Source organism: Gordonia otitidis NBRC 100426 (assembly GCF_000248075.1).
In the GTDB taxonomy this organism is placed as follows: domain Bacteria; phylum Actinomycetota; class Actinomycetes; order Mycobacteriales; family Mycobacteriaceae; genus Gordonia; species Gordonia otitidis.
The window spans coordinates 1-23,356 of the sequence record NZ_BAFB01000206.1; the positions used below are offsets into that span (position 1 = coordinate 1).

20 protein-coding genes are annotated in these 23,356 nt (G+C 63.9%); 2 read left to right on the forward strand and 18 right to left on the reverse strand.

Annotation, left to right across the window (positions count from 1 at the left end):
- Nucleotides 1-558: 558 nt before the first annotated feature.
- From GOOTI_RS20135 to GOOTI_RS20165, 7 genes are all read right to left on the reverse strand, one after another.
- Entirely contained in the window at nucleotides 559-2,976 is a 2,418-nt protein-coding gene (locus GOOTI_RS20135; protein WP_007240450.1) for a YqaJ viral recombinase family protein, read from the reverse strand.
- 187 nt (nucleotides 2,977-3,163) lie between these two features.
- Nucleotides 3,164-4,156 (reverse strand): DUF932 domain-containing protein, encoded by a 993-nt coding sequence (locus GOOTI_RS20140; protein ID WP_007240451.1) that lies wholly within the window; start codon nucleotides 4,154-4,156, stop codon nucleotides 3,164-3,166.
- A gap of 259 nt (nucleotides 4,157-4,415) precedes the next feature.
- The gene (locus GOOTI_RS20145; protein ID WP_039994446.1) at nucleotides 4,416-5,135 is read right to left on the reverse strand and encodes a hypothetical protein; all 720 of its coding nucleotides are present in this window, start codon (nucleotides 5,133-5,135) and stop codon (nucleotides 4,416-4,418) included.
- Nucleotides 5,136-5,326: 191 nt separating this feature from the next.
- Nucleotides 5,327-5,917 carry a hypothetical protein gene (locus GOOTI_RS20150; protein ID WP_007240453.1) on the reverse strand — a complete coding sequence of 197 codons (591 nt, stop codon included), beginning with the start codon at nucleotides 5,915-5,917 and terminating at the stop codon, nucleotides 5,327-5,329.
- A 58-nt stretch (nucleotides 5,918-5,975) separates the two neighbouring features.
- On the reverse strand, nucleotides 5,976-6,836 hold the full coding sequence (locus GOOTI_RS20155) for a hypothetical protein (RefSeq protein ID WP_007240454.1): 861 nt from the start codon (nucleotides 6,834-6,836) through the stop codon (nucleotides 5,976-5,978).
- Between the two features lie 14 nt (nucleotides 6,837-6,850).
- Complete coding sequence (locus GOOTI_RS20160; RefSeq protein WP_007240455.1) at nucleotides 6,851-7,522, reverse strand: hypothetical protein; 672 nt, start codon at nucleotides 7,520-7,522, stop codon at nucleotides 6,851-6,853.
- A 103-nt stretch (nucleotides 7,523-7,625) separates the two neighbouring features.
- Nucleotides 7,626-12,275 (reverse strand): helicase-like domain-containing protein, encoded by a 4,650-nt coding sequence (locus GOOTI_RS20165; RefSeq protein ID WP_007240456.1) that lies wholly within the window; start codon nucleotides 12,273-12,275, stop codon nucleotides 7,626-7,628.
- 207 nt (nucleotides 12,276-12,482) lie between these two features.
- Here GOOTI_RS20165 and GOOTI_RS20170 point away from each other — a divergent pair, with 207 nt between their 5' ends.
- Entirely contained in the window at nucleotides 12,483-13,082 is a 600-nt protein-coding gene (locus GOOTI_RS20170) for an HU family DNA-binding protein (protein ID WP_007240457.1), read from the forward strand.
- A 376-nt stretch (nucleotides 13,083-13,458) separates the two neighbouring features.
- Here the strand turns inward: GOOTI_RS20170 and GOOTI_RS25345 are convergent, their stop codons facing one another.
- The 9 genes from GOOTI_RS25345 to GOOTI_RS20215 form a co-directional block, all read right to left on the reverse strand.
- On the reverse strand, nucleotides 13,459-13,830 hold the full coding sequence (locus tag GOOTI_RS25345) for a DUF4326 domain-containing protein (protein ID WP_007240458.1): 372 nt from the start codon (nucleotides 13,828-13,830) through the stop codon (nucleotides 13,459-13,461).
- 103 nt (nucleotides 13,831-13,933) lie between these two features.
- Nucleotides 13,934-14,164, reverse strand: coding sequence for a hypothetical protein (locus GOOTI_RS20180; protein ID WP_007240459.1), 231 nt, complete (start codon nucleotides 14,162-14,164; stop codon nucleotides 13,934-13,936).
- Nucleotides 14,161-15,699 carry a DNA cytosine methyltransferase gene (locus GOOTI_RS20185; RefSeq protein ID WP_007240460.1) on the reverse strand — a complete coding sequence of 513 codons (1,539 nt, stop codon included), beginning with the start codon at nucleotides 15,697-15,699 and terminating at the stop codon, nucleotides 14,161-14,163. Before GOOTI_RS20185 ends, GOOTI_RS20180 begins: the two co-directional genes overlap by 4 nt.
- A 183-nt stretch (nucleotides 15,700-15,882) precedes the next feature.
- Nucleotides 15,883-16,620, reverse strand: coding sequence for a hypothetical protein (locus GOOTI_RS20190; RefSeq protein WP_007240461.1), 738 nt, complete (start codon nucleotides 16,618-16,620; stop codon nucleotides 15,883-15,885).
- 114 nt (nucleotides 16,621-16,734) lie between these two features.
- Nucleotides 16,735-16,995, reverse strand: coding sequence for a hypothetical protein (locus tag GOOTI_RS20195; protein ID WP_007240462.1), 261 nt, complete (start codon nucleotides 16,993-16,995; stop codon nucleotides 16,735-16,737).
- A gap of 95 nt (nucleotides 16,996-17,090) precedes the next feature.
- A complete protein-coding gene (locus tag GOOTI_RS20200) occupies nucleotides 17,091-17,537 on the reverse strand; it encodes a hypothetical protein (RefSeq protein ID WP_007240463.1) in 447 nt (148 codons plus the stop codon).
- A gap of 131 nt (nucleotides 17,538-17,668) precedes the next feature.
- Nucleotides 17,669-18,028, reverse strand: a complete 360-nt coding sequence (locus GOOTI_RS20205; protein WP_138985327.1) for a BTB/POZ domain-containing protein — start codon at nucleotides 18,026-18,028, stop codon at nucleotides 17,669-17,671.
- Between the two features lie 51 nt (nucleotides 18,029-18,079).
- Nucleotides 18,080-19,207 carry a hypothetical protein gene (locus GOOTI_RS20210; RefSeq protein WP_007240465.1) on the reverse strand — a complete coding sequence of 376 codons (1,128 nt, stop codon included), beginning with the start codon at nucleotides 19,205-19,207 and terminating at the stop codon, nucleotides 18,080-18,082.
- 99 nt (nucleotides 19,208-19,306) lie between these two features.
- Nucleotides 19,307-19,759 carry a hypothetical protein gene (locus tag GOOTI_RS20215; protein WP_007240466.1) on the reverse strand — a complete coding sequence of 151 codons (453 nt, stop codon included), beginning with the start codon at nucleotides 19,757-19,759 and terminating at the stop codon, nucleotides 19,307-19,309.
- Nucleotides 19,760-20,087: 328 nt separating this feature from the next.
- Here GOOTI_RS20215 and GOOTI_RS20220 point away from each other — a divergent pair, with 328 nt between their 5' ends.
- A complete protein-coding gene (locus tag GOOTI_RS20220; protein ID WP_007240467.1) occupies nucleotides 20,088-20,903 on the forward strand; it encodes a hypothetical protein in 816 nt (271 codons plus the stop codon).
- A 2-nt stretch (nucleotides 20,904-20,905) separates the two neighbouring features.
- Here the strand turns inward: GOOTI_RS20220 and GOOTI_RS20225 are convergent, their stop codons facing one another.
- Complete coding sequence (locus tag GOOTI_RS20225; RefSeq protein WP_039994450.1) at nucleotides 20,906-22,417, reverse strand: replicative DNA helicase; 1,512 nt, start codon at nucleotides 22,415-22,417, stop codon at nucleotides 20,906-20,908.
- Between the two features lie 68 nt (nucleotides 22,418-22,485).
- Nucleotides 22,486-23,289, reverse strand: a complete 804-nt coding sequence (locus tag GOOTI_RS20230) for a RusA family crossover junction endodeoxyribonuclease (RefSeq protein WP_039994451.1) — start codon at nucleotides 23,287-23,289, stop codon at nucleotides 22,486-22,488.
- Nucleotides 23,290-23,356 lie beyond the last annotated feature (67 nt).

A 23,356-nucleotide genomic window follows, 5' to 3' on the forward strand; every position in this document is an offset into this window, starting at 1 on the left:
TGACCCATCCGCCGGGCGCCCCGACGCACCGGTTCACCTCCTCCTGACCCGGCCGTGGCACGCGATCTCGTCAAAGCTCCGCGCGATGGCAGTCCTGTCCACGCCGCCCACAGACGGTCGACCACGCTGAGTGAGAGAGTTTATGGCTGCAGAACAAGCAACGGGCCCTCTCGCTTCCGCTCTCGGTCGAACTGCCATCGCCCGGTACACTCACCATTGGTGACGTATATAGGAGTGCCCCCAGGCCCCTCATAGCCTTCTTATCTCCGTTGTCCCGCAGCACAATTCGACATTTTTCTTCTTCCAACCGCCTACTGTTCTTTCGACGAGGACCCCAATACAGCGCGCGAGAAGGCGGCTGGTCTCGCGACGTTTCACTGCCCGGAACCACGGGGTTGAAGGTCCGTCGCTTTCAGTACTGCGCCTTTAACCCCGCTCAAACGCACGCTCGCGGAATGTAGCCTCGTCGGCTGACTCGACCACACCGGACCGCTCCGCGGCGCCAGACGTCGACGCCCGGCCGTCGGGCCCGATACACGCGGACAAGTACAAACAAGGTCACGATAGATCCGGAATATTCAAACTAGGCGCGGATCTCACACCGTTCCAGAAGTTCAGCAGTGCACGTGCTGTCATCGAGACATCTGCGGCCGCGTCGTGCGCGTTCTCGTACGAAATCCCATGCGCTGCAACGAAATCCGACAGTTTCGCGCCGGTGGAACCGTGATCGAATTTGCGGGACAGGTTCATTGTGTCGATGACCCGTTCGGGGTTGATGCCGTGTCCGCGGAGCATACTCGTTTCGAAGTTCGCGTTGTGGGCGACGAATGTGACGTTGGGATCCTGGGCGAGTTCGCGCAGCCGATCCCGTTCACGGGAGTGGCTGAACGGGGTGCGGCCGGCGAGCGAGTGATAGTCGATTCGGTGCACTTCCTTCATGCCGACGCCGATGGTGGGAGCTAGCTTCGGGTTGATGTCGTGGTAGGAGTTCACCGACTCGTGCACGGTACCGGAGCCGTCGATGACCTGGTATCCGGTCTGCAGGATCTCATGCTTGCCTGCGTGGGTGCCGTTGGTTTCGAAGTCGACAACAACGAACCGGCGTTGCGGATCCTGGCTGGGGTGATAGCTGCGATAGCAGTGGCGGACAGCGGCGTCGGCGGTGTCACCGGCGGCAACGCGTTCCTGGATGAGGCGTGTCGCTTCGTCGGTGCTGCATCCGCGGTAGCGCGCGAGTTGGCGTGCGGTGCTGTCGTTGGTGGCGAACGACGACTCTGACTTCGGGTTCTTCACCCACGAGAACCTGCCGTTGTTCTTCCGTGGAGCCTTGCTGTCGGCGGGCGCAGAACGCTGCTGTTCTACCTTGTCCCACACTGCTGCGAGCTCGTGTTTGCGGTCGGCGTAGGTGCGTCGTTGCGGATCGTTGGGGTCGATTGGTTCGTTGCGTCGCATCCAGTAGGTGCGGAAGTCGTGGTCGTCGATGTTGACGCTGATGGCGGCGCGGTCGGCTCCGGTGACATCCATCTGGTGTGCCAGCTGCGCCCGATACTTGACGGGGATGCCGTCTGCCCACTGGGCTGGGTCGGAGGCTGTCTTCGACTCCCACGGGCACACATAGTTGCCGTTCTTGTCGAGGACAACGGCGTCGAGTTGTGCACGCTGCCATGGCTGATCGCCGCGCCACGCTGCTTTGGTGTGGGCGACGACGAGGTCCGGGTTGGCGTCAGCGAACTGTTTGGCCATGACCGGTTCCCATGCGTGGCCGCGTGGGGCGGAACCGGTGTGGTCACGCACCCCCTGCAACTGTTGGGCGACTTCCTCGTCGGTGATTGCCCGCAGCTTGTTGTCGATGACTGACTTGGGTGAACTGTAGGCGTCGAGTCCGAGTGCTTCGGCGGCGTCGGAGCCTCCCAGCCCTTGCTGGTGCGCTTCGAGCCATTCTCGGGTGGACTGCTCGTATTCGCCGATGTAGCTGGCGGAGCCGAGCGTGTTGCCTGCGAACTGCGGCATCTGTTCGGTGTGCAGTTCGCCCGCGCGGGCCGCGTATTGGGCGGTGCAGTCCTTGTAGTAGTCGAGATCCTGGCGGGCCATCATGTAGTCGCCGTAGGCGTCGTTGAGGCGGGGGCGAATCTCGTTGAGGGCGTCAACGTCTGGGGGTGTTTGCGCGCGGGCGGTGTCCCATTCGGCGGTGACGGAGTCGAGGTGCTGGCGTGCGTTGTCGCGGGCGGTGACGAGTTGGTCGAGTTCGTCGCTGGCGCAGCGTGCGTCGACGGTGTCGAGGGCTTCGTCGATGTCCATGTGTCGTGCTCGGCCACGATGGCAGGCGATGGCTTCCTCACGCCACTGCTCGGTGTAGGCGCCGGACAGGGTGTCGCGTGCATGTTCGTCATATCCGGCGGCGGCAGCCATTTCTAGGCGCGTGTAGTCGTCCAGTCCCTGATCGGTAGGGGTGTCGCCGCACACGGTGCACATGTGCTCGTACTCGTCGCGTAACTGTTCTCGTGCTTCATCGAATGTGGGTGGCGGTGTGAGGGTTCCGTCAAGCTGGTGCTGTCGTGTTTGTTCGGCGAGACGTTCCCATTGGGCGCGTTCACTGACGGCTGCGTCCTCCACCGTGGCGATGCGCCGATCCCACGCTTGCGGAGTGTCCTCCTCGATGCCCAGGCCGCGTGCGTTGGTGGGGTCGAGGTGCGTGGCGCCGAAGGTGGCGCGTAGCTGGTCGATCTGGTGTTGCTCGTCCCATGCCTCGATGCGTTCAGCCAACTCGAGCTCACGTTCAGGGGTGAGCTCGCCGAGGAACGCTGACCGTGTGGCCTCGAGGATTTCCAGGTGAAGGGCCGCGTCGTCGTGGTCAGCTTCGAGGAGCATGGTGGAGGCTTGAGCGGCTTCGAGCTCGCCGGTGCGTGCTTGGCATTTCTGGCGGGCATCGTCTGCGCAGCGCTTCGGGCCGTGTGGTTCGTTTTCGCCAATGCACATGGCAGCGGCTCCTCATGATGTTGTTCGGCTTCGATGTATGTGGCTACTGATCCTAGTGGGGGGTTCTGTCAGCGAGAACTGTTCGACGACGACGACCACGGTGAACGGTAGGACGTTCGGACAGCTGCGGCCGAATAGCGGTTCGCCCCGCCTCGCTGTGCGAGATGGGGCGAACCGGTGGCGCAGGTCAGGCGTCGGCCATCTCGCGGATGAGTCCGAATGCCCGCGTGGTGAAGCTGTCTTCACCTGCGGTGAACTGGCGGCGTGCCCGCGACTCCGGCGACCGGGCGTTGCGGAACCACTGGTCGTACTCGGTGGCAGCCGCCACCGCCGACCACGCAGTGCCGGGGGCGTCCTGTTGCAGCTGGCTGGTGCGATACAGCCCGATCAGGTCCGATCGGCGCTTCTCCCAACGGGTTACAGCCGCCTTGCGGGCGTCGTCGGGCCGCGGATACAGCTGGTCGATGTAGACCAGGTAGTCGTCGAGCCGCATCGGGGAGCTGATCAGGCGCTCACCGAGCGCCGCGAACTCCTTCGCGTACCGGAATGCGCCGCGCATGGCGGTGGAAACGGCGGCGATGCGCTCCTCAGCGGACGAGCAGTGGCGGATCACCCAGCGGATCGGAAGGGACAAGCGCGTCGTGCAGCCATTCAAACACCACAAGCGCGTTCCCTCCAATTCCATTGTGACAGCACCAGTTCCGGCATGATCGGCACGGAATCGGAGGTCGAACGAAATGGCGTCCTTACCGCCGATGACGATCCCCGCTTCGGGCAGATTCATGGTGACGAACGTTTTGCGACCGAAGTCGAGTTCGCCGGCTGCGGTGAACACAGCACCCATCGATCGTGCGTTGTCGGCCAACGCGAACGCGGTCCGATTCTCCACCACCGTGTACGACGTCGCGCCCACCATGCCCAGCACGATCGGCTTATCGTCGCGCAGAAGGAGTTTGCGGTTCGGTGCGAACGCCGAGTACTCGCCGTCATCGCCGATGACCGAGATCCCGGTGTCGCCGTCGACGGTGGTGATGCCCCAGTCGAGGCCAGCGATCTTGAGCGCGTCGTCGATGTTGGTGGCGTGACTGATGTCGGTGCCCAGGACGAGGTCGGCGCGGACGCGGCCGACGGGGTCGGCGACAGTGGTTGCGCTGTCGGTGGAAGTGTCGATGACGGTCATTGTGTGGTCCTCTCGGAGTTGGTTGGCTTCGATGTGGTTCCATCACAACAGTTCGGGTCGGAAGGGTGCGGCACTGTGACTGTGCGCCAGCATCATTGCACCGGCTACCCGGCACGCAATGCGTGCACGTATAACAAGGGCACCTGTCGTCGCGGACTATCCGACGATCGGCGGACAGCGCCGACGGGCGGCGGTGTGATTTAGCTGCAGGGCAGCAACATCTAAGGCTGGGAGAGGTGGTCGGCAGCGCAGGCCGGCGTCATGCCCGCCGCGGATAGTGATCAGCGGTGAACGCCTCAACGATCTTGGCGTTGGGGTCGTAGCCGCCGTCGACTCGGACAGCCCGTGCCGCCTTCTTACGGCCGACGGTGTCCGGCACTGCCTGCGATCTCGCGAGGACTGTGCCCACCTGATAACCCTTCCCCCACAGCGCGTTGACCCGTGCTTGCGCGTCGACAGCCTTCGAGTCGTTGACCCAGGCGACGACGTCACCCCGGCACGACGGGTCACCGAACACCGCCCATGCCGGGCCGTAGCTGGTGTCCATTCGCTTAGCGGGCACTGGCTGCCCTTGCTGGTCGAACAGGGCGGGCTGCTCCCACACCCCTCCCCTTTTCTCGATGCGCCGCTGCAGCTTTCCTTCGGGGCTGCGCGGATCGTAAGTGGTCGGGTCGGGCAGCCCGTTCGCTGGGCGTTGGTGGGTGGTTTCCTTCGACGGGTGGACAGTTCTGCTGGTGCTGCGCGGTGTCGGCGCTGCCGCCGGTGTGGTTGGCGTCGCGGCGCGGGTTGACTGGTCGGCGGATCGGCCGCCGATGACGAGCATCGGTTCGTGCGCCGGGTCGTGCAGGTCGTCCACTATGCGCATGTCGAAGCCGGCGTTGTAGAAGCGTTCGATGGTTGCGGCCAGGTCGGGGCGCCGCGCCAACAGTTCCTCTTTGGTGGCCGGCGACTTCTCTAACTGCTCAACAACAGCTTGCATGTCGTGACTGCATTGCTGATAGGCGCGCTCTGCGGATTCGGCCCGGGTGAGGGTGTCATTCGAGCATCGGCAGGGACCACCGCGGCAGTCGGCGGCAACACACATCAGCAGCGGCCCTTCTCTTCACGCTCCGTGGACAGTCCCATTGTTGCCTATGGCAGACGCAAATGCCGAGAGGTTGTGCGGGGACGTTACGGGCAGCTGTCGGCGTTGGCAGCTACTGGCAGGGCTGCAATGAGGGTGTCGGTGATGTCGTCGGCGAACGCGCGTAGCCGCTCGGGGTGCAGGGTGTGCAGTGCTGTGACAGCGTCTGCCAGTGAGGTGAGCGGCTGGTCGGCGGGCACACGGAACCGGCGACGGCTGCGGCTGATGGCGCCATCGGTTCTGATGTGCCTGAGCAGTGTGACGGTGCGGGGGGTGTCGGGGCGGTCCGGGTAGAAGCGGTAGCTGCCCATGATTTTGTGGGTGATGAACAGGGTGGTGAGTGTCGGATCGGCGCCGCACGGCAGCGCGCGGAGAGCGCCGGTGACGTTGTCACCCCAGCGTGTGCGGCGGGTGTCGTATTCGGCTAGTGCGGTGTGCTCGGCTGCGACGTGTAGGCGGGTCAGCTTGCGGCGTTGCGTTGTGGTGGCGGCCAGTTCGATGGCGCGCATCGATTCGGCGATCCCGTCGTTGGTGGCGCGGTGTTGTGCCCACCGTAGGTCGCGAACCCGTTGCGCGGCGTCGAGCCGCTGTTGGGCGGCGTCGAGCTGCTGCAGGAGCTCGTCAACGGTGTCGCTCATTGATGTGCCGTTCGTTGGGTGTGCGTGAGGCGAGGGTGTTGCACGACGATCGCAGGCGTTACGTGCGGTCGTCACTGTCCGGGTCTGGGCGGGAGCCGCCGTGTCGCAGCACGATGTCGGCGGCGTCGAGTTGGGCGGAAAGCCGTTCGAGGGCGCTGGGGTCGACGTCGGTGGGGATCGGCGCGATGACGGCGTGCAGCTGGTGGGTGATGGTCGGTTCGTTGAGTGCGGCGTCGATGTCGTTGACCCGGGCGGCAAGCTCGTCGAGTTGCTGGACGCTGGCGTGGAGTGCGGTGAGGTCGGCGTTGAGCGCTGCGTCGGCGACGCTCAGTAGGTCGTTGTCGGTGGCGTCACCGGTGTTGGCGAGTTGTGAAGTGGTGTTGCGGTGGAGGTGGTTGCGGGCGTCGACGGCCGTGGCACGCTGGGTGATCTCCCACAGCGCTTCGTTGAGGTCGGTGAGAATCATGTCGGGATCGCCGAGCGCACCGCGCGACACCGCGCGCGAGGTGCTGATGGTGAGAGCAGCCTGTTTGGCGGCGTCGCATTCGGTGTGTACTGCCGGGGTGCGTAGGGAGGCGCTCGACCATTTCCGTGGGCCGAGTGTTTCGTCGAGCGCGGTGATGGACTGTTCTGCTGCGGTGAGGCTGCGGGTGCTGTGCCAGCGGATGACGGCGGCGAGCACAACTCCGGTTGCCAAACCTGAGATGAGGGCACCGACGACGGGTGTTGTCAGGCACAGCAACCCGAAGACGGCGATGCCGGCGATGATTCCGGCGCTGGCAGCTGTGCGTGGTGCGCGATCGTAGCGCTCGAGCACAGAGGGCATCACTGCCGCGGGATCGGCTGCGCCGCTGCGCAGCGGGTTGTACAGCACCCAGGTTGCGCCGTGGTCGATGAGGCGTAGTCGTGGTTGAGGCATGGTGTTGACGGTAGCTATCGGGTTGCGGTTGGCGCGGTAGCTGCACTGTCGGTGCCGGCGGCCCGTAGACGCTGGTAGTTGCTGGCTGGCAGGCGTAGTCGGGTGAAGACTCGGGCAGCGAGATCATCGTCGGCGAGGATGTGTTCGAACACGTAGGTGAGGGTGATCGGGTCGCGTGCGGGTACGTGAACGAACGCGTAGGCCTTCTTGACGCCGGGCCGCAGCACCTTGACTTTCACTGTGTCGACCGTCGGGTCGTGCCGGTAGCTGCCGACCACGACGTCCTGCATGAGCAGTGCGCGCAGGGCGTGGTTGTCGCCGACCGGACAGCCACGTACGGGCCCGTCGCCTGCCCGGTGGTCCCAGCGTTGTCTGCGCTGCTGATACTCGATGTCGGAGTCGTCCTCAGCTTGCCGGTGCTGGCGTTGCATCGCGCGCACGGTGCGGCGGTCGGCTCCGGACAGGAGGGCGATCTCGATGGCGCGCGCCGATTCCGCGATGCCGTCGTTGGTGGCCCGGTAGGCGCGCCGCGCATCGTCAACAGCGTCACGAAGTTGCTGCTCTCGCTGCTTTCCGCTCACGATCTCGGCGCTAAGTTCACTGCGCCGCGCTTTCGTTTCGGCGATCAGCCGGTCGAGGGTGGCCAGCGTTGCGGCGCGTGTTGATGACGACGGGTGGGCAGCCATGCCGCATCCTCCTCTGTGGTCGAGTGAATGCGCGCATCGTACTGAGCCGATTTCGCCGCCCACCCTGTGATGGTGCGCTCCCCCTTGCCGCGCTCCCGCCGCTCTATGCGGCCTCTTGTGCGGTGTCGGCGATCTGTTCGTCGAGGGCGTCGAGTTCGGCCAGGGCACGGTCGAGTTCGGCTTGTTTGTCGAAGGTGATGGTGGCTGCGGCTGTACGGGCGTCGTCGGCGCGACGCTCGGCCGCGACAATGTCGGCGTCGAGGCGGGCGACGGTGTCGGGTAGCTGTCGGATCCATTCGCGGATCGTTTTAGCTATCCAGCGGCTTACTGCGATGCCGTCGCGGCGTAGCACCTTGGGTGGTACGTCGATGGTTGCGACATGGTGGGCGGTGTAGCGGCGTCTACCGACAGCGAGTTCTATGCGTGCCGCACCAAGTTTCCTGCTGGTGGAGGCGACCAGAACTTGATCGCCGGCGACACCGCTGGTGGTGGCACCACCGATCGCGGGGAGATCCCAGTGGTGTCGGGCTAGCGTGTCGATGTGTGGCAGCAGATGGTCGAGCAGGTCGCGTGTTCGACGTAACCTCTTAGCGCGTTGGCTGTGTGTGTCGGCATTTTCTCGCGCGGTCACCGCGTTCTGCAGTACGGTCGCCCGCCCGATTCGGAGAGTGCGGATTCGACCGGCAATCTCGTTGCGCCGTAGCAGTAGCGGGTTTCCGGAGGCTGCGGCCTGTAGTTCGGCATAGCTGAGTTCGGCGCGGCCGACGTCGACCATCTCACGGATCTGTGAGGTGGGGTCGAACAGCGCAGCGAAGCTCTCACTTTTGCGGCGGATCAAACCGGCAATGAATCCGTCGCATGTTCTGGCGGTGACGTAGGTGAAGATGTCGACGCCGCCGGGTGCGAGGTTGCCGAATCGTATCGCACGCCCGACGCGCTGCTGGAACGCCGCCGGGGTCCACGTTAGGTCCAGCTGGTGTAAGGCTGTGCAACGGGTTTGGAGGTTTGCTGATTCTCCGATCAGCGGTGTGCTGCCGAATATGATCGGCAGATGACCTGACCGGCAACTGCTGAACATCGCCTGCCGTGCCTTCGCTGACTTGGCGTCGTGGGCGAACCGCATGTGCGCGGCCGGCACACCACGCGCGAGCAGCAGTGCACGCAGCCGCCCGTAGGTTTGGGTTCCGTCGGCGCGGGGCGTGCCGAGATCGCACATGACGATCTGGCTGAGTCCGGGAACCGGTGAGCCGGGAATGCTGACGTTGCGGGTTCGGTGGTAGATGGCTGCGATGTTGTCGGCTGCGAGAACAAGTTTCGTGACTGTCTCGGGATGCTCGGGCCGCATGCCCGGTAGCAACTCGATGTCGAGGCCGAGTTTGCGGCCGTCGGTGCACACTTTGAGCATGTTGTCGTCGTCTGGTGCGTGCGCGAACCGGGAGCGTCCACGTAGGGCGTCGGCGCGGGAGGCAAGTACTTGCATGTACTCTTCGGCGGCGGCGCTGGGTTCGGCGACGCACGTGTGGAAGCGGGCCTCGGGTAGTGGAATGCCCACATCGGCGGCGCGTTTGACGAACATGAACTCGGTGAGCATCGACCGCAGTTCCGGCACGTTCTGCACGACGCAGGGCCGTCGCGTCGCCTTGATACCTCCGGAGGGGGCGACCTCGATCACGGTCTCCTGGCGGATGAACGTGGCAACCCACGCATCGAACGATTCAACACCAGCATCCGAAAGACGTTGCGGAGCGCAGAACTTCAAAGCGACGTACGCCTCGGCGAGCGAGTTGGTGAAAGGTGTCGCGGACATCGCGGCATATACAGGCCGGTTCCCGCGATGCTGTCTCAGCGACCACTGCTTGAGGTGGAGGTCGGAGGCGCGTTGTGAGTGCCCGAGACTGAACCCGTCGGACGTGCTGTTCACATACAAGCGACGGTACTTGTGCGCCTCATCAACAGTAATGTGGTCCACCCCAAGGGAATTGAACGTGATGAGAGTGGGATCATTGACTGCGTGACGGAGTTGATCGAGCTGGCCTTCAAGTGTCCTCAGACGCTTCGCAGTCCTCTTCGCATTGTAGCCTTGCTCCGCGTAGTGGCTGCGTGCTTCCTGTAATTGCTCGTGCAGCCAGGCACGCTCAACTTCCACAGGCATCGGTAGCGAACCCAGCTGTTCGTGCGTCATGATGACCGCGTCGAAATCGCCGGTGGCGCAGCGTGCAGCGAACAAGCGTCGTCGCGCACTGCCCGTCAGATCATCGGGGCCGGCGACAAGGAAGTGCGCCGTCGGAAAGTATTGGCGGGCGGCGATCGCGAAGTGTTCCAACGCCGATAGGGGCACCGCAATGAGTGGTTTGTTCGCGATCCCAAACTCGCGCAAAGTCACCGATAACCCAAGGGCGGCAAGCGTTTTACCGAGGCCGCAGTCAAATGCACAGTATGCGGCCGGTAACGCTAGCGCGTGGTCAATCCAGTCCCTCTGCCACGGCCACAACTGTTTGTCGGCAGCCAAACGCGGCATCGGAAGGTAGCTGCCGTCAGCGGTGCGCGGCACATGCGAAGTGAACCGCATGTTGTAGTCGTGCTCGAGCCTCCGCCCACGATGCGGGTCCTCCCACAACCACGTCGAGAAGCGGTCCCCGATCTTGCTCAACGCCACCACCGCTGACTCCGTCGCAGCGTGATCCCTCACCGTGCGAATGCGGCCGTCCGGCGTGTCCACCTTGCGGGTCACGACCGGGATCTTGCCGTTGAGGCCGGATTGCAGCAGCTCGGTTGGCGTCTTTTCGGAAGTCCCGTACTCGGCTCTCGCCTGCTCTCCGGCAGCGGCACTTGTCACCTCCCACCGGCTGACCAGCGGCTCATAGATCACCCTGGCATAGCTGAGCCCGAACACCTCTCGGCAGAAGTCCTCCACATCATCAGATGTGACGATGGGTGACCCCAATTCGAGTCGGATTTCGCTGGGACCCAGCCACTCCGGCTGCACAGCCTGCAGCGCTGCAACATTGCGGGCGTAGTGAGGATCAGTCGCGGCTGCCACCTCAGCACTGGCCAGCTTCACCCGCACATTGCCCGACAGGTAGTCGGCCGAATAGACAACAGCCCCGCTATCGGGATCCCGGAACACGAGATCACCCAGCGCGGCGAACGCCGCAGCCTCGCTATCCAGTCCCAGCAAACCCGCGATACGCGAGAGGTCGATGCCGCCCTCGCCGCGACTGATTGCCAGGGCGGCGGCAGGACTGTCGGCGGTGACGGCGCGATGCGGGCGCCGATTGACTCTTCGCGTCAGGATCGCTGCTGGTTGCGCTTCGTCGGCGTCCCGGTCATAGCATTCGAGAGAAAGAACCACCGCCGCGTCTGGATCGTTGCGGAAACCGCCCAATGACGGCGTCTGCCATGACACGCGGGGCGCGCCGGTGTCGGGATCAATCTTGCCTTCCCGAAGCGTCCCCCGATTCAGCGGCCCGAACGTTGCGACGTAGTCGCGGTAGAGCCGCGCCGCCCGTTCACGCAACGGGCGCAATGTGTCGTCGGTGCAATCCCAGTCCGACTCGGCGTCGATGAGTGCTTGGGCGGCATCACGCAGTGTGATCAGGGCGCGAAGCTCGCCCGGGGCACGATGTACCGGCGCAAGTCGCCCGTCGACAACACGGAACACAGCGCCGTCGATCAGATGGAATGAACCTTCGGGGCGGCCGTCACTGTCGGTCAACGGAACATTTGCCAGCACATCAGGTAACGGTGCAGGCGCAGCGGCGTGCAGACGGCTTGCGGTCGCAGCGAATGCGGCAGCAATGTCGCGGTCGCGTCGCGCCGACACCACCCGCAGCGGCGCCCGACTGAACGCGGTCGCTTCCATCGTTCCCGCGATCTGATCGGGCCGCGAATACCAGTAGTCGCTCACCGCGACCGGTGCACCGTCGGCGACCGGCAACTGCATCCGACCTGCCGTCGGCCAGCGTGAGACAAACCCGCTGGGTGTGCGGGCACGCAACACGACGACGTCAACGACTGTGTCAGTTCCGGGGAACGCGCCAGACGGCAACCGCAGCGCCTCCACAAACTCCGCGACCTCTTCAAGCTGCTGCGGCACAGACGCTTGATCGACAACGTAACGGGACGTGGCGATGACCGCGTACGCGCCCGGCCGCAACGCGCGCATGATGTGCAACAAGCATGCGGTGTGCAGCGGTTGCCGCTGACTTTCGCCCGGAAAGTACACCTGCGCGTTCGAGAATGGGACGTTTCCGATAGCTGCCGAGTAGCCGAAACCCACCGACACCTTCGGGACGGTGCCGGTGATGATGGTGGCGGAGGGGTGAAGCAACGATGCGATAGACGTGGCGACCGGGTCGGCGTCTACGCCGGTGTAGCCGATCGGCAGGCCTGCTGGCGCGGTATCGAGGAATCGGCCGGTGCCGCATCCGATGTCGAGGACACGCCCCCCACCGAATCCTGTGCGCTGTAGCAGCGTCCACATGTGTTCAGCGATCGGAGCGGGAGTGTAGAAGCTGGTATCGACAACATCGCGGGCCGCGTCGAGCGGCAGGTCGCCCGCTGCGGTGAGCACGTTCGCGGCGTGCGCCTGCCATGTGCTCGGCACATCGGCGTCGAATACCGGAGCCACAGGCCCCCAGCCGGGGAACCCGCGCAGTGCATCGACTTGGTCAGCCGTCAACGGCCCGTGAGTGGGGTTGTTGAGGTCGTGCAGCGTGTTCAGTGCGCGGACGACTGAATCAACAAGGCGCATCGGCTGGTTCCCTTCTCGGCTCGGCTGGTGGCTGGATTCAGCGTTGCAGTGAGGGATCAGGGCTGCGGCACTTGATATGTGAGACACGTTGACTAGTCGCGGGTGCAGTATTTGTCACGTTGTGCAACCGGCGATTACGCTCGTGATGTCATTCACGGGGGGCACGTGACGTGCGTTTCGTTCCCGAATCAGCTTGCGGAGGCAGTGATGAACAAGACCGACCTGATCGACCACGTCCAGCAAAGCGCGAACATCGGCCGGGCTGAGGCGACCGCAGCAGTCGACTCGATCGTTGACACCATCGTGCGGTCAGTCCGCAAGGGAGAGAACGTCACGATCGTCGGGTTCGGCGTGTTCGAGAAGGCACGCCGCGCCCCGCGGACAGCTCGCAATATCCGCACCGGTGAGAAGATCCGTTTGCGCGCAAAGAATGTGCCGGCGTTCCGCCCAGCATCGCAGTTCAAGGCAATCGTCGCGGGGTCGGAGAAGTTGCCGCGTACAGGTGTAGCAGTCGGTCGAGGTAGCCAGACGTCGGCAACCACTCGAACCGCCGCCAAGACGAAGAATGCGACTACGGCGGCAAAGAAGACGACCACCGCGAGCTCGTCACGAAGTGCGGCACCGGCCAAGAGATCACAACCAAAGAAGGCGACCGCCGCTAAGACCGCACGCTCCAAGGCGCCGAAGACCGCACGCTCCAAGGCGCCGAAGGCCGCACCCGAAAGAAGCCCGAAGACCGCCAAGAAAACCGCGACGCCAGCATCGAAGTCGACGACCCGTAAGGCGAGTTCGCCCAGTCGCAGCTGACGCTGGTCACCCGGACAGCCGCTCCCCCATCTCGGGTTTGATCAGGCCCCGGCAGAGTGTCCACCACTCGCCGGGGCTTCTCTATCGAATCGTGTGGATCGCGTTCTTCCCCAGCCCGGTTGTGGCGCGAGAGCGTCGCCCCACACCCGCAACTACAAGGCGCCACACTGGCATGTCGGGCAGTGGCGCACAGTAAGCGGGTGCGCTGTCTTACCGGGCCCACGCCAGTCACATAAACAGTCGTGGCCCTGTACCGGCCGCGGACAGTCAGCGATGTCTCCGACCTCAACCAATCCGCTGGCAACTTCTGGCGCGTTCGGGCCGTAGAAGTGATGCTTGTGGCGACCAAGTTGGCAGTCAGTGCATACAACAGCCATCACAGCTCACCTCGGTTCGCGATCTCAAGCAGCACGTCCGCGTGGCACGGGGAGCCGAGCGGACACCAGCACATGAGGTCGTGGCCACGCAACTCGTCGCGGATCTCGGCAATGGTGGGATATCCGCTGAATGCGTTGCACTCGTAGTGACCCCACAAACAATCCACGAACGCGGCTACAGCATCCTGCCGTGAGTTGATCTCCCCCGCTCGGTGACCGTCATCGAATTTCAAGTCGTACCGACTACCGATCCTGAACGGGTTGCCCCACCTGCCCGGCCTGCCTACGTAGATCGCTTTGCGTCCGCACCCACATACGCATAGTGGCGTAGTCCAGCCCGTACTCCTGTTTCGCTGAATACGTTGGGCCATCACGCACTATCTTCCGTGGCCTCGCCGCGTTTGGTGATGCGGTCTGCTGCGCGGTGGCAGTGGGACTTTCGGAAACGGCAATGCCGAGCCATCACGCTTTCCTCTATTCGGTTTCACGCACGATGCGCGTCACGACGTCGGCTGGTGTCGACGGCCCGCGATGCTTACCGATCACCGTGACGAGGTGTTCCGCCTGGGCAGGGTCGACGCACTCGAGGACCGCGATCTCGCCGGTCCTCGGGTCGGTAGTGGCGACACCCCACACGGTGCGCTCAGTGATGGCAGTCCGTGTGGACGGTGTGGGCGCGAGGTCAGGGAACAGGGAATCGGTCACGGCGTCACTCCGAGGCTGTCGGCGACGGCACCCACAAGGTCACGCGCGGCAGGCGGCACCACGGCGTTGCCGGCCATCTTGACCTGCTCGCGTCGGTTTCCCAGCATCACGTACTCGGCGGGAAACGCCATGCCGCGCTTAATCTCCGACGGTTCGAGCATGCGGAACTCGCAGTCGTTGATGTCGGCAGCGGTCACGACATGCGCCTCCGTCTCGCGGGTCGTGCAGGTTCGCAACGGCTCCGACGACGGATACGCGGTGTCATTCCACGTGCCACCCGAGGGCACTAGGAGTGACTGGTGACCCGCAGTTGTGACGGTGCGCATCACCTCCGATGTCGGGGTGACCATCTCGGCTCCGCTGCCCTTGCTCGAGTTGTTTCGCATCAGCAGGCCGTGATGGTTGCCTGACGCCGCGAACGTGTCGAGCACATCGTCGGTGAACTTCGGCGCGTTGTGTCCACGCAGGGTGACGAGAACGCCCGTCTCTGAGCGAGTCGTCAAGGTGCGCTGAGGATCATCGGCGGGGCACGCTTCCTTGCCCTCACGCCCCTCGACCGGGACCAGCAGACCGTGATGTTCGCGTGTGGTGGCGGTCGACAGCGGTTCGGCCACAGGGCGGCAACCGGATTGGCCGTAGTACTCCGCCAGCACTGGACTGCCTGTGCCGTACCGCTCGAGGCCGGCGCGGATGCGTGCCATCGTCTTCGGTGACAGCGGCTTTGCGCGGTCACCAATCTTGGTGCCCCGCAACTCCCAGTCGATGATCGACGACGCGGGCAACCATCCTGGCTCCACTACCGCGTTGCGGCACTCCTTGCGCGGGCAGCGATACACGTACTGTGCGCGTGCCCCGTAGCGGCCACGCCGCTTCCGCTGGTCTTTCCAGGCTTGCATCGCGTCGATCCACCCATGCGTCTCGCACCAGGCGCGCGGTCGTGTCCACTTCTCAATGTCGGGGGCGCGTTCACCGTCGCGCCAGCACACCACGTACAGGCGGTCACGGGACTGGGGCGCGGGCAGACCGCCAGCCTGCGCGTGCATCGCGTTGAGGTACACCTCGCGGCACTGGTAGCCGAGGTTGCGCATGTCGGCCAACCACCGTTCGAATGCGCCGACATACAGTGCACGCGTGGACACGTCGACGACGTTCTCGACGATGATTGCGCGGTAGCGGTGGTATTCCGCGAATCGGGGGACGTCGAACATCAGCATGCGTGACCGCATGTTCGCTTCGTCGGCGAGCGGGTCTTCCCACAGGCCCGGGTCGATGTGTTCCGCCGATTTGCCGGATGCGACAGTCCATTTGGTGCATTCAGGGCTAGCCCAGAGGATGTCGGTCTTGGGGAAGTAGGACGGCTTCTCGCGGTGCAGGTCGACACACGCGTGGTCGGCGTTCTGGTGGTTCTCGTTGTGGGTGTCGACGGCGAGTTGCCAGTGATTCGCCGCGATACGCACCTCGACACCCGGCACCTGGATCGCGCCGGTGCTTGAGCCACCCGCGCCACAGAACAGATCAGTCAGAGTGAGTGCCACGCGTCCCCCTCCTTTCGTCCGAGTCGTAGCGGGGCATCAGAAGTCACCGCCGTCCCGCCGCTCATACTCGTCGTGAAGCCGGTTGGCGTAGCAGCTCCCGTCTGGGTGCTTCCTCATCTCGGTCTCGGATCGATTCCTCTAGCTCACGCAGCGACATCAGCGCCGGATTGGGACGGCGGGCCATCACTTGCCCCCGTCGTCGTGGTCAACCCAACAGTTCTCGGGATTGTCCTCGGTGCAGCGGGTCTGAGTGCACGCGTAGTGCGACTCATCGTCGCCGAGTGTCACGCCCGGTTCAGCCGCAACACCCTTGTGGTTCGCCGCATGGGTGGCGTCGAGGATGTGGGCGAGCTGATCGCCGAAAGCACGGGTCACCAAGTCGGGCACCGAACCTTGATCCAAAACGCCCTGCACGATGGCGTGCTGCCACAGAGTCGCCTTTGCCCGCAGCTGCTCGATGACGGCGAGGGCGGCGTCGCGCTCAGCGCGGCATTCTCGAAGTTCCGTTGCCCGCTGCTCGAATGCTCGGGTGTTGGCCTGCTGCCACTCCGTGCAACACGGTTCCTCTGGATTGCCGCATTCCGGGTCGCACATGAAGCCGAACACTGGGCACGGATCGTATATGTCAGCGTTCGCGCACCACTCGCACCCGGCGTCGCGACCCTCGCCACAGCCAGTCTCGATCGTGCAGCGGCAGCCAGTCTCGCGTGAGGCTACTTCCTCCCGTAGCCGCTCGACTTCGGCGACGAGTTGCGGTCCGTGGTCGAGCGCGACATGCATTGCCATCTCGGGTGAGCGACGCGCCATGTCGATGTCGGTGTTGATGGCTGCCAGCTGGTGCGGCGTCAGCGAAGTTGCGGTTGCGCTGTTGTTGCTGCTGCCCGGCTGGTCGGATTCCTCAACGATGTTGTCAACGTTCATCGTGCTGCCTTTCCGGATGGGATGGCCTCGGCGGTGCTGATTTCGCCTCCATGTAGTGCTGCGAGGGTAGAGGCTGTGTTTCGGTACCACTCGTCGGTTTAAGAGGCTGCACGATTACGCTGCGCGGCGTGGTGACTCATTGTCTCGATCGGAGACGATGCGATGTGCGGGCGTCGCGTGTCGAAGCGACCGGGGGTGTTGGGTCGGGGACGAGTGGTTGGTGGTCGGAGTTGGGTCGGCGTCGACCTGGTAGGACTGCTCCCAGTCGGTGTCGTTCTGCTGTGCTGTGAGGGCGAGACGGATGATCGTCGCGACGATGATGATGGCCAGTAGAACCTTCACGATGTCGAGTGCCGGACCGTACATGAAAGACATGGGGTTGCTCCTACGTCGGTGGTGGGTGTACGTGGAGTAGCTTTCGTGACCCGAAATCTAGGTGCGGCACAATGCGTTAGCTGATGTCCGGCGCGCTACGGGGAGGTGGTGTCAGTGCCGACGAGCATTGCTCGGATACGGTTTCGGCGGGCCGTCACATTGTCGCGGTTTCGGGCATGGTTGCGGCGTGTCTGTGCGGTGGCGGCCTGATCGAGTTTCTGCAGCTTTGTCAGCAGCATTCTGAGAGTGTCGGTGGCCGATGCGTCGGGCTTGTTCTGGGCGTCGGTGACCGCCTTCATGACCGCTACATGGAAGTTGCGGCCGGTGACTGCGTCGGCTGCCGCGTTGGCATTGGTGGCGGCGATCTGGTCGAGCTGCAATGTCAGCTGTTCAGGCGGAAAACCCAGCGCTGTGAGTGCTTCTGCCAGTTCGGTGATTCGTTGACGCGCCACGTCAAGTTCGGCGCGTGTGCGAGTGAGCTCAGCCTTCATGGTGCTGTCGCTGTTGGCGGTTCGGCGGGCAGTGGAAGCTGCTGTAGCCATGTCTGGGTTCGGTCCTTACGGGTCTGGTGTGGTGAAAGCGGCGCGCGCAGAGAAGTGTTCGCGCCGGTCGCTGTGATGAGCTGTTCCATCGTTGCGTGGGTCTGTGGGAGGTGCGGCACATGCCTGCACGGTTACTGGCGGTCGCGTCTGTGGGTGTCGGCGCGGTCGGTGCGCATGGCCTGCCTGTGTGCTTCCCCCGCTAGGTGCGGGTAGGTGGCTGCGATCTTTGCCAGGGTCCGCGCCTTGATGATGCCGCCAATCTGGTTGCGGGCAGCGGTGTTGCCGGCCAGCTTGCGGAGCGCGTCGCGATTCTGGTCGTACAGCGTTGTGCCATGTCTGAGATAGTTCACTTGGATGCGAGCGAAGAACGCGGGGTCTGCGTCGACTTGCAGCGGGTCGGCGGGCCGTTTGTGCGGGTTCAGCTGGTTGTAGTGGGCGCACGCCTTCCGAAGCAACGTCACGGGCGTCATCTGTGGGATTTCGATCGGCATGCGTTTCGTGAACCGGATCAGGTGAGCGGTCGTCGGTGTCTGTGTCATCTTTCAGCGCCCCACAGGAAGTAGACGGGACAGCGTTTCGTGTGCCAGCTTCGCCGCTCCCCACGCGGCGGCGTGTGCTGGTTGATCAACGACAGATGGATTGGCGCCGGTCACGTTCTGCACGGCGATACGCACCGCCGGATCCTGCGCCCATCCGCCGGTGATGTGTACCAGGGGGCGTGCGGCGAGCGGGTTACCAGGAATGGTCCAGCGTTGCTGGACAGGGCTGCGGTCCAGCAACTCGCTCAAGACCCCTGGGTAGTCGTCGAACCCTTCGAGACGCTCGACAAAGAAGTCGGTGACCTGCTCGTAGGGGATGGTGACCCGTGGTAGCGGGTCGGTGAGGTCGATGTTCATTAGCTGCCCGTTGTCGGTGTTGAGCGGATGCATTCGGGCTTCGGCGATGGTAGTGACGGATCGGTCCCACCATGCTTCGTCGCAGTCGTCGAGTGAGGTGCCGTCACGCTCGAGGGCGATCTCGTGGAGCAGGCTGCGGGCGGCGTCAACGAACCCGCCCAGCGGGTTGGTGATGGTGTACAACGCTTTCGTTCGTTCACGCGCGGTGACCGACACCATGGTCACCGATGCAGATCTGGCGCCGAAGTCGATCGACGTGATCGGACAGTCAACATAAGGGTCGGGCGGATACGTTTGCGCCGCAATGGCATCAGGCCACGCCACCATCATCACTTCGGCGCCGGAGATCCGCGACACCGCGTTCTGGTAGGCGGCGACGACTTGTTTCGGCCAGGTCGTCGGATAGGTGGCGGCAATGACGGCCACGTCCGCTTTCATCGCTGCTTGCGCGCTCGCCATGATGGGCGCCAGCGCCGCACTGACGAGGGAGTCTGCGTGCCGGGGTGACCCCGCAATGACCTGCGCTTCGCGGCCGAGTAGTCGGGCGAATCGTGTGATGACTGTGGTCGCCTTAGCGGGGTCGGTGACAAGCGCCCCGCTCTCTGCGACGTAGATGTGTGCTGGCCACACCTCACCTCTCGACGGCTGCAAGATCTTCGGTTCGTCGAACTCGCCGCCGGCGACAGCAGCCGTGATCGTCGCGGAACCGAGATCGACTGCGAGCACGCATTTGTTGGCCATCGGCAGCGCACCTCCCATCGTGTTGATGAGCATCAGTATGCGAACCGCGTTTTTGGGTGGCCGAAGGGCGGCGGCTACACGAGTATCGGGTAGCCGCCGCCCGCGGGTCGTTCCGTGAGCCTCGGTAGATCGTTAGCGTGCGTCTTTCGGGTGGTCTTTCACTTTGTCGTAGAAGTCGCACTCACTGCCACGGCGGCACTCCCAGTGCTCATTTCTAGGGGTCGGAAGCACCGGGTCCAAGCCCAGAGAGCACTCACTGATGAAGCGATTGATGAGGTAGGCGCCAGAGCATGTCAGAGCCCCGCGGTCGAGCATGTCGGGGGTGGCACCAGCGTCGACAGCGGCCTTGAGCATCTCAAGCCCGAGCCCGATACCTCGGTAGCTCGCGTTCATAATCTCGATATTGCCGATGTGATATTCCTGCCCATCGGGCCAGGTGATGATTCCAACGTATCCGCCGTCAAGCCCCTGACGGAACGCCTCGGGCCGTGTGCTGTAGCAGAGGATTGAGTGCCGGTAGACATCCATGAAGATGAGCTGGTCACCGACTTGGACCTGCTTGCGGTGTGGGAACTGGTGGTTCATGACACTCCTGACGCACAGCTTCGAATGAAGCTGTCTGGTCGATTGGATTGGGGTGCCTGACCCGTGATGAGAACTCCGCACGCAGCTTTATCTGTGCGCAGCTTCACCCGGAGGCATTCGCCTCGACGGTCAAGCGAGGGCCTGTGACCCTCCGGATGTGGGTTTAGTTTGCACATTCTCTCAGTAGTTATGAGATATATCGGTCCCTGCTCTCGTCGGCACGCCCGCACCAGGGGTGCCCTGCCGCACCCAGTTGACCGGGGGTACCCGCTGAAACGCGTATGCGAACGTGTCAGCAATCGAAGGACACAGGCGAGGAGATCGCGATATGGGAGCACGTGACGTGCCGGGTCGTGTGGGTGATGCGGGCAGTGCGATTGCGGACAGGGCACGCGATGGCTGGGATGCGGTGAAGTACTCGTCCTGGCGGGTGCGTGGTGGCCTGGTTGCTGCTGCGATCGCGGTGGTGGTCGTGGTCGCGGTGGCCGTCGTGGTGTTGCTGCCCGACAGTGATGATGAGACGTCAACTCGGGTACTGCGACCGGTGCTGGTCACCAATACGGACCTGCCCGCCCCACGATGGACGGGCTGGACGCAGAAAGCGATCGACGCTCAACCCGCGCCGGCCACGAAAGCAGCCGGCGTGACGGCACAGCCTGCCGAATGCGTGCCCGGCGGAGAGTCGCAGCGTGCGGTGCAGCTTCTGGGGGTGCAGGGCGAGCCATGGGCTGGAACCGAGTTCGTCAGTCTGTCACTACAGGCTCGCGCGACTGTGATGTTGGCGAAGAACTCGCTCGATGTTGTTCGCGCAGTGGATGAATGGATCGCGCAGTGTTCGCATGCGACCGTCACTGAGGGTGACAACAAGGCGTCGGTCGATCTGAAAGGGTTGGCGGTGAACGCCAAGTCCTATCGGCTTGCCGCAGCCCGCGTGGTTGCGCAGTCGGTTACCCCGGATGTCACGAATGCTGACGTGTCGTCGACTGCTATCACCGCCGTCGGCCGTGCTGGCGACTACGTGCTGTCGGTGGCACTCACCATCCCGGGCGCGGTCACCAAGGATGCGGTGTCGACGCTGGACACCTTGTGGCGGGCGCAGGCGGCGAAGCTGGTCGGCTATCTGCAGGCAGGCAAACTGCAGTAGCCCTACGACCAGTTCGACGGCGGGTCTGGTGGTGTCTCTGGTCGCGGCGTATCGTTACGTTCAGACGAACCGTGTGTCGCGGCAGTAGGCGCGGGGGGTGGTCGCGGATGGTCGTTCTGCAGCAGTGAACGATTCGGAAAGTTTCCCGCTTCGACAGTACATGCCCTCTCCCCCAACATATTTCGAGGAAAACTCTGACCTGCCGCGCCGTGGCGATATTTGAGCACGAACACCCGCATATCTTCTGGTAGATATCCGTGCTCGGCTGCTCCCGCAGGGTTGGTGGCGTACTTGCGTTCGAGCGCGAGAACCGCATCAGCATCCTGTTCCAGCTGACCAGAGCTCTTCAAATCATCAAGCCGCGGCTCACGGTCGGTGGCCTCACGGCTGACCTGTACGGCCGCGACGAACGGCACGTTCATGCGCTTCGCCAGCAGCTTCGCTCGGGTGCTGTTCGCTGAGACCCTCGCATACTCGCTGTTGGACGGTGGCAGGGCGGGCGGATCGCCGAGCATCTGAATGTAGTCCTGGAAGATGACGTGCAGATCGGAACCAATGCTGCGGAACTTCGCTCGAGCTCCGGCGGCTCCCCGCTCAATCGCGGGCATCGTGCTCGCCATGTCATCGATCACCAAATTCCATGCCATGACTTGCATTTCGGCGTTCTCAAGCTGTTCAAGATGCAGCGGTGTCAGCTGGTCGGGCGTCTTGGTCAAAGTATCGAGTCGCACCGTCGCGCACTCGGCGACGAGCAGTCGCTGCAACACCTCGTTGGCAGTCATCTCCGTCGACGCGAAGTAGACGCCGTAGCCAGCTTTGCACGCTGCCCGTATCCAGTCGATCAGTACGACGGACTTGCCGACGGAGGGGCGTGCTGCGATGTACACCAACCACGGAGGTCGCAGCCCACCAATAATGGGACGTCGCCCGTTGGGATCGCCGTTGCCGTCGAGGTCGACGTAGCCGGTCGGAATGCCGTGTAAGCCGGGCCCGCGGTCAATCTCTGTCTGCAGGTTCAGCCGGAACTGGGCGATCTGCTCTTCAAGGTCCGGCAGCGCCGCCGACATGTGCGAGCCGTTGGCGAACAGTTCCTCGGTGCGTGTGCGCGCCTCGTCGAACGACACGTCGTTGCCGAGACGTTCAGCGAGGCTGCGCAGTTCGTTCGCCGCGCTGCGCGCCTGAAATGCGTCGGCGAGCGCAGCAAGGTACGTCCGCGGCGCCGACGACGGCTCAGTCAGCACAGCATGGGTGAGATCAGTCAATCCCGGGTACCCGCCCACGGCTGTGATCGTGTCGTTCGACGACATGCGTGCCCGCACCGATTCCAGCCCGATCGGCACACCATCAAGGTAGAGGTCGGCTACAGCTTGAAACACTTTCTGGTGGGCTGTCGATTCGAATGCGCTCGGCGTCAACCACGACATGGTGTCATGGATGAACTCCGAGTTGTCGCCGTCGAGGAGCGCACCGAGCACTACTCGTTCGGCGACGGCACCGACCGATGAATCAGGCATGCGCCCACCATAGGTCGCCAGTTTCGGCTGCCAGCGGCAATCCCGATGGCCGTGAGGATGGTGCGCAGTCAGCCCAGCTGCTGGGCGACGATCGCAGCCAGTTCGTCGGATAGTGGCCCCGGATCACCAAGATCCACTGCGGGAAACGGCGCGTGAATGTGTGCCGGGCACACACGGATCACCACGCCCGGTGTTGGCAGCGCCCACGAATGAACGTGGGTGGGTGCCGGGAAGGTTTCGGCGCTCAACAGTTCAACGATGCGGCTGTCGTCGGTGTAGCTGCGGGCCCGATTGTTGCCTTGCGGTGCGAGGGCGTCGCCGACGGCCCGCGCCAGCTTGTCCAGATCCGGTTTGGTGGCGGGCGCTGTGCGGGGCCGGGCATCGGCGGCGCAACCAGCCACCGGGATTGTGCGCGCGGGGACTCCGGACTTCGGGATCGGCATGGTGAGGCACATGTGCAGACGCATCGGACAGTCCGGCACTACGAAATCGGTTCCGGCAGAGCGTAGGAAGGCGCGATGAATGCTGGTTCGCCACGACCGCAGTTCGGGCCCTTTGTCGTGGCGGACAACGCCTGGCGCGACCGCGGCCATCGATCCTTGCGACACCGGGATGCCGGCAACTACTAGCCACAGCTGTGAGCGTGTGGCGAAGCCGCCCAGCAGGTGCTCAGGGATGGTGGCCGGCGCGGTTCCCGGCCGCCGCGATCGGCTGATCGTCTTACCTTCCGGGGGTGTGATGTGCTGACGTGACTGCGCCGGGAGTCGTTCACATTCGCTGCAGCACTTCTTGTCGGCCGCCATCAATCGCTTTTTGCATCCGCACAGTTTGTGTGTGCCGTCATCAAGAAGTTGCTGCACGTTCAACGCCATACGCTCAGCGTAGAGATCATGTTTTCCGGTGAAAGTGGCTGCACTGCAGCTCAAGTTGGGTGCGCGT